Source organism: Aquisalimonas asiatica (assembly GCF_900110585.1).
Taxonomy (GTDB): Bacteria; Pseudomonadota; Gammaproteobacteria; order Nitrococcales; family Aquisalimonadaceae; genus Aquisalimonas; species Aquisalimonas asiatica.
The window spans coordinates 71,072-77,424 of record NZ_FOEG01000014.1 but is presented as its reverse complement, the minus strand read 5'-3'; the positions used below and the strand labels follow the sequence as shown (position 1 = coordinate 77,424).

At 58.2% G+C, this 6,353-nt stretch carries 5 protein-coding genes and 1 pseudogene; 5 read left to right on the top strand and 1 reads right to left on the bottom strand.

Annotation, left to right across the window (positions count from 1 at the left end; translation table 11 throughout):
• Window positions 1-262, top strand: a pseudogene (locus tag BMZ02_RS18100) (integrase core domain-containing protein); the annotation flags it as partial.
• Between the two features lie 61 nt (window positions 263-323).
• On the opposite strand, the gene BMZ02_RS18095 reads toward BMZ02_RS18100, so the two are convergent.
• Window positions 324-1,226, bottom strand: coding sequence for a BrxR family helix-turn-helix transcriptional regulator (locus BMZ02_RS18095; protein WP_216110938.1), 903 nt, complete (start codon window positions 1,224-1,226; stop codon window positions 324-326).
• A gap of 386 nt (window positions 1,227-1,612) precedes the next feature.
• Here BMZ02_RS18095 and BMZ02_RS18085 point away from each other — a divergent pair, with 386 nt between their 5' ends.
• Genes BMZ02_RS18085 through BMZ02_RS18070 form a run of 4 tightly spaced genes read left to right on the top strand, consistent with a single transcriptional unit; the run spans window position 1,613 to window position 6,256 of the window.
• Complete coding sequence (locus tag BMZ02_RS18085; RefSeq protein WP_091646403.1) at window positions 1,613-2,743, top strand: anti-phage 6A-MBL system MBL-fold protein; 1,131 nt, start codon at window positions 1,613-1,615, stop codon at window positions 2,741-2,743.
• Window positions 2,743-3,231, top strand: a complete 489-nt coding sequence (locus BMZ02_RS18080) for a hypothetical protein (protein WP_091646402.1) — start codon at window positions 2,743-2,745, stop codon at window positions 3,229-3,231. The genes BMZ02_RS18085 and BMZ02_RS18080 overlap by 1 nt, the downstream gene beginning before the upstream one ends.
• Window positions 3,232-3,251: 20 nt before the next feature.
• A complete protein-coding gene (locus BMZ02_RS18075; RefSeq protein ID WP_171909990.1) occupies window positions 3,252-5,012 on the top strand; it encodes an anti-phage 6A-MBL system cap2_3 protein in 1,761 nt (586 codons plus the stop codon).
• A 38-nt stretch (window positions 5,013-5,050) separates the two neighbouring features.
• Window positions 5,051-6,256, top strand: a complete 1,206-nt coding sequence (locus BMZ02_RS18070; protein WP_091646398.1) for a patatin-like phospholipase family protein — start codon at window positions 5,051-5,053, stop codon at window positions 6,254-6,256.
• Window positions 6,257-6,353 lie beyond the last annotated feature (97 nt).

Below are 6,353 nucleotides of genomic sequence, written 5' to 3'. Positions count from 1 at the left end.
TGTCCAGTTCACCAGCGAGGCCTTCACAAGCGTTCTCAAAGAGTATGGCATCCGGATCAGTATGGACGGCAAGGGCTGCTACCATGACAACATCTTCGTGGAACGGCTCTGGCGCAGCGTCAAACACGAGTGCGTCTACCTCACTGCCTTCGAGGATGGCCGACACTTGAAGCAGGCGCTCCACCGGTACTTCCGGCATTACAATCAGACCCGGTACCACCAAACCCTTGATTACCAAACGCCCGATGAGGTGTACTACGGGCAATCCATATCCTTGGCAGCCTGAGCCAGGGAAACAACCGGATCATAGCTTAGGGACACCATCAGGTTGTCCAACTGATTGGGTCCACCTCAGTCGCTTCGGCCAGAGCCAAATTGAATTCCCTCTCATTTGCGATCACTACCGGTGTTTCCTGCGGATTATCCAGCGCGTTTGCTACGTCCAAGCGAAGCCGTTTCTGGAAATAGAAAAGGAGCGACTTTCTGATCGGCAGATCGAGCTTGCCCTCATCCATTGCATAGTCCAACGCAATAATTTCCTGCTGATCTTCAGAGAGTCTTGGGTTTGGCCTCAGCTCTACGGTAAACAATTCATTCCAAAGCAGATCTTCATCTGCGTCGGCTTCAGTGGGGCCGCTCTTGCGACAGTCGAGGCAGCGCGACAGCAGAAAATCTTTAAACTTACGCTCTAAGCGACAGAAGGCGCGAACGTGCCAGCGAAGGCCGTCACTGGCGAAGGCGTGCGGGCTAATTCCCCGCCATATGGGCGCCGGGCGCTTGGGGTTCATTGACTGATAGCGAACCTCTACCGCCTGTCGCTCCCGAATCGCTGATATTAACGTGCGCAGCACCGCAGCATCGACCCGCCGGTAGGGAATCGGCATGCAGTCCAGACCGGGAAGGCTCGATAGCCAGGTTTCCTCTGCGGGCCTCACGCGCTCCGCAATCAGGCGAAGCTGCGACAGATACTGGTCCGCGTCGGGCGTCAAAAAACGCGGAGTGAACGTACCGGAAACAAAGTACCGCTTCTCGCTCTTGTCGTACGTCATGTTGCCGGGCGCCAGGTCTTGGTAGTGGCTGAGGTCCTTTGACGCCTGGGGCACGGACACACCGAAGAAACCGGTGATGTCGGCCCGGTTGATACCGCCTTCCCAATACAGCCGAAACTCTATGAACTCCAGACGCCGCTCAACGCCCCACCGCAAGTCTGACTTCGCGTCCGCCACGACACCCCCTGATATGTATAGTAACTATTTTGACATCAAAACTATATGTGTATAGTTTATTATCTTACAGTAGCATGAAGGCGACGTGAACTGGGAAACGACAGGCTTTGGACCTACCGATGCGTGACCAAACGGCCGAGGGGTTGGACTCGTCAAGACACGGACGCCAAGCGTGCGAGCAGCCTGCACCGCCCCAGGTAAAGGCCGAGAAGGCGTCGGAGCAGATCGTAAATTGTTGCCGAGGCAGCGGCGGAATTCGCAACCAAGGCCGCGACGGGAAGTGGGCAAGTTCCGACACTTTCCCGCCGAGCGACGCCCCCAACCCGCCACGGGAGCAGAAGCACTGACGTGCCAGCCCCGCCCATATAGACAGGAAGGAAAAGCACATGACAGCTCGTATCCAGTTCTTCCCCCTAGGCAATGCGGACACGCTGCGTCTCGACCTTGCGGACGGTCGCAAAATTCTCGTTGACTACGCCGCGATGCGGAACGGTGACGGTGACGAGGACAAGCGCTGCGACTTGCCCGCAGAACTCCTGCGCGACCTGCGAAACGAGGGCCGAGACTACTTTGACGCGGTCTGCATCACACACACTGACGCGGATCACTGCAAGGGCTTTAGTGAGTTCTTCTGGTTGGAACATGCAGCGATCTACCAGACCGATGACCGCATCAAAATCAAGGAGCTGTGGGTGCCCGCAGCAGCAATTCTTGAGGAGAATCTGGAGAACGACGCCCGCATCGTCCGAGCCGAAGCCCGGCACCGCTTGCGCGAAGGGCGTGACGTCCGCGTATTCTCGCGCCCCGAGCGGCTTAAGAAGTGGCTGGAAGATGAAGGCCTCGATTTCGAGGAGCGCAAACATCTCATCGTCGACGCTGGCAAACTCGTGCCAGGCTACTCCAAGGACGGGCCGGAGGCGGTGGAGTTCTTCGTTCACTGTCCATTCGGCTGGCGCCAGGATGAGAACACCGTCGTCGACCGGAATGAAGACTCAATCGTCATGCATGCGACCTTCCGAGAGGGCAGTACGGAGTCCCGCCTCTTACTGGCGTCGGACGCAAACCATGAAACGCTCTCCCAGATTGTCCAGACGACACGCGAGCACGGTAACGAGGAGCGTTTGCGCTGGGACATTATGAAGCTTCCGCACCATTGCTCTTACCTGTCGCTCAGCCCAGAGCGCGGTGAAGACGTGACTGAGCCCGCACCCAATGTCAAGTGGCTCTTCGAGGACCAACGGGAAGGGGCAAGCTGCATCGTATCGCCGTCTTGGCCCATCCCAACAAAAGGCTCTGACGAGGACCGCGACAATCAACCGCCTCACCGGCAAGCAGCGAACTACCACCGCCGTGTATCTGGGCAATGTGACGGTGAGTTCGAAGTGACGATGGAAAAACCCTCGAAGGCGAATCCGAAGCCGTTCGCCTACAAAGTCACGGCCCAAGGTATCGCACCGGTTCTTGGGGCTCCGATGGTCAGCAGTACCGCAGCAGGGTCAACACCCAAGGCGGGCTAATGGACATCGACGCGTGGCTGACACAATTCGGCGAGCCAGTGGCTGCCTCTGATCTAAAGTCCTCGGCAGCCACTGCGCTCGTCACCTTCGTTGAGCGATATGCCGACCACCTCGCAACTTTTGTTGAAGCGCGCCGGGACGAAGAGTGTGAACTTGTCGTTCTCGATTTCCAGACCGGGCGACCGCAGAAAAGTGCCCAGCCGCTTAAGCGCGTAGAACGCATCGGCGTTCGCTTCACCGATAACGAGGCCATGCCGCTCGTGTACATGCTGCGCGCGGATTTCCCTGACACAGAACACCAGCAGCTTGTACTCGAAGGATCCCCGAGGGCAATCTGCACCGACGATCGCCCTTGGGCAGAGGCACGCCTCACATGGACCCCCGCGGAACTGGTTGGGCGTATCCTATCCTGGTTCACCCGTGCATGGCAGGGGGGCTTCATGACGCGCGCCAGCCTCTCGATCCCATATTTCTGGGAAGCCCTATAAGCTTCATTATCTCGCGAGATGTGCTGCATAATGCAGATGAGCTTGATCTGATCGGTACCGTGAAAGCGGACGGGCAGACTCTGCGTGTGCTCCCGATCCAGCAGGTCGGGGAGCTGAAAGGTCAACATCAACCGATCTGCTTGGTCGCATACAGTATTCCCCCGGAAAGAATGCAGCGCCTTCAGTTTGCGCCTGAGACCCTGGGAAGTCTTGCTGACATGCTCGCAGAGCGGGGCATAGACCTTTTCACCGATTTGCGGCGCCGTTTTTCGGATTGGCTTGATCAGGGCGAACAGGCTTTGTGGCCACTCCTGTCTCGGTTTGCCATCATCGTAGAAATGCCGATCATTGCCCCAGACGGCTCGCAGCAGAATGGGTCCGACCTACGCGCATTCATCACTGATCGGCCAGCCGGCAAGATTGCGGTAGCGCTCGGCATCGCACTTCCGCAAGAACACAGCGATGAAGGTAGCCAAGTTGGTTACCTTAAGGCAGTACGGGAGCAGCCGGAGGACACTGAAGCAATACGCACGATCCCGGCACAATCCGCCGAGGTGCATTACGAGTTCGACCGCCTACTTGCGACGCAGCTGAGCAGCAGGGACAACGTTGATGCCCGCGAGGTCGTGATGGTGGGGGCCGGCGCAATCGGCTCGCATGTTGCAGAGTGCTTGGGCCGCGAAGGGCGGTTTTCCTGGACGATCATGGACGATGACCGGCTGCTGCCGCACAACATCGCTCGGCACACCGGACGTGATGCTGACGTCACAAGGGGCAAAGCCGATCTGGTTGCAGAGCTGGTTTCCGAGGTGATCCACGAATCCCCGCCGATCGCGCGCAGTCTTGCCGCCAATGTAATGGACTGCGACGACTCGCGCGACAAAATTGATCAGGCGCTCGAACGCGCTGAGCTCATCATCGATGCCACGGCATCCGTCGTGGCCGCGCGTTATCTTTCCGATCATTCGTCGACCGCGCGCCGCGCCAGTGTCTTCTTTAATCCATCCGGTGAGGCGGCGGTACTGATTGCGGAGTCCGCGGACCGCTCGCTAACCCTACGCGACCTGGAAGCTCAGTATTTCGGTTTCGTGGCGAGGGAGGACCGGCTTGCGGGGCACCTTTCAGACGGAGAGGGGACATATGCCTATACCGGTGCCTGCCGAGCCATAACGAACCTGATACCTGAGTCGCGTGTGATGGCACTAAGCGGGCTTGTCGCAGGCGGCCTTGGCACGGCCGTCGATCACGATGAAGGCATAATCAGGATATGGTCAATGTCTCAGTACGGTGCCGTCGACATCTGCGAAAGCCAGCCCGCACAGGTTGAGCGCTTCCGAGCTGGAGATTGGACTGTCTCCGTCGATCAAGGTCTCATCGAGCGCATTCAGGCCCTCCGGCATCATCATCTTCCCGAAGAGACCGGCGGCGTACTGACGGGGGTGGTTGACATCCCAGCGAAGCACATACACGTCGTAGATGCAGCGCCCGCGCCTGCGGACAGCGCCCGCAGCACTACCGGCTTCGTGCGCGGTACCTCCGGCGTTCAAGAGTACCTTGGCCGAATATCGGAGCAGACGCTCGGGCAGGTTCGTTACATTGGCGAATGGCATTCTCACCCGCCGCATGCCCCGACACATCCGAGCGCGACGGATCTCGCACAAATTGACTGGTTTGCCGCCCTTTTCGACATGGACGATTTGCCAGCCCTGATGCTCATCGCCGGCGAGCACGATGTACGCCTCGTCTTCGCGAACCTTGAGGGCGAAGTAATTGGGCAGTGAAATGGTCTTCCACGTGGTAAAACTCTAGGCGGGCAGGCATGACCAGAGCAAAGATTGGCCTAACTTTATCCGGTGGCGGTTCGCGGGCAATCGCGTTCCATCTTGGTTGCCTCCGCGCCTTGCATGACCTCGGAATCATGGGTCACGTCAAAGTCCTGTCAACCGTTTCCGGTGGAAGCGTCATCGGCGCAATGTATGCCACCCATCAGGGCAGTTTCCCTGAATTCGAAGCCAAAGTTCGACGGCTTCTGGCGCGCGGCCTCACACGAGCTGTACTTCGAAAGGCTTTGACCACAACCGAAGGCGTGCGAGCGCTGTATTGCTGGCTCATTCTCGCTGTAACCGGCACCTTCTCCATTGCGGTTTATGGCATCACTTGGTCCGTATCACTGCTTGCCCCACCAGACAGAAGGCGACACTGGCGAGTCGCCGGGCTTTCCTCACCCGTGCGACGTTTCGCCAGCCGAACCACCATTCTCCGGCGGGTGTTGGAAGAAGACGTGTTTGAGGAACAGGGTCTTGCCGACCTGCCCGCCGGCGGGCCGTTGCTTATCGTTAACGCCGCCGACCTGAGGACCGGTTCCGCGTTTTATTTTTCGCAAAAGAGTTCTGGATCATGGCGTCTCGGGACACTTGCAAGCAACGACGTCACCCTGGGACACGCCGTGACCGCATCCGCGGCCTATCCGCTTCTCTTGCCAGCACTTGATGACCTTTTGCCGTTTAACAAGAAAGACGGTACACGACGCGAAGAAAGGGTAACACTCACAGATGGCGGCGTTTATGACAACCTTGGTCTTGCGCCACTGTGGCCGGACCGTGACCCGCAAATCAGTCTAAACGTTACGAAGGTCGACACCATAATATGTTGCCGGGCAGGTTATGGTTTACGATTTGACTCCCCCAGTCAGTTCCTACTGGCCCGCATGAGCAGTGCGTTTGCCTGCGTTCATGATCGGGCCCAGAATGCGGCGATGAAACGCTTGTTCGACCTGAGAACTTCCGGAACGCTCAAGGGCATTCTCGTACCTTATCTGGGGCAGGACGACAGCCGATTAGAGTATCCGCCCGACGACCTCGTTACGCGGGAAGATGTACATGCATATCCCACAGATTTTTCCGCAATGCCAGACGAATGGGTCGAGAAGCTCAGTCGGCGCGGCGAACAGCTGACAAAAGCGCTGATCGAGGAGCATCACCCGGAACTCGCAACCAAGCCAACGACGAGGCAACATATCACTTAGCTCTTCGATCTGCCGTGCACATCGAACCCTAAATTCCGCAGCGCCCTCGCCGCGCGACTCCTCACAGATTCATCCGGCTTAACCCTGCCCTCAAAAC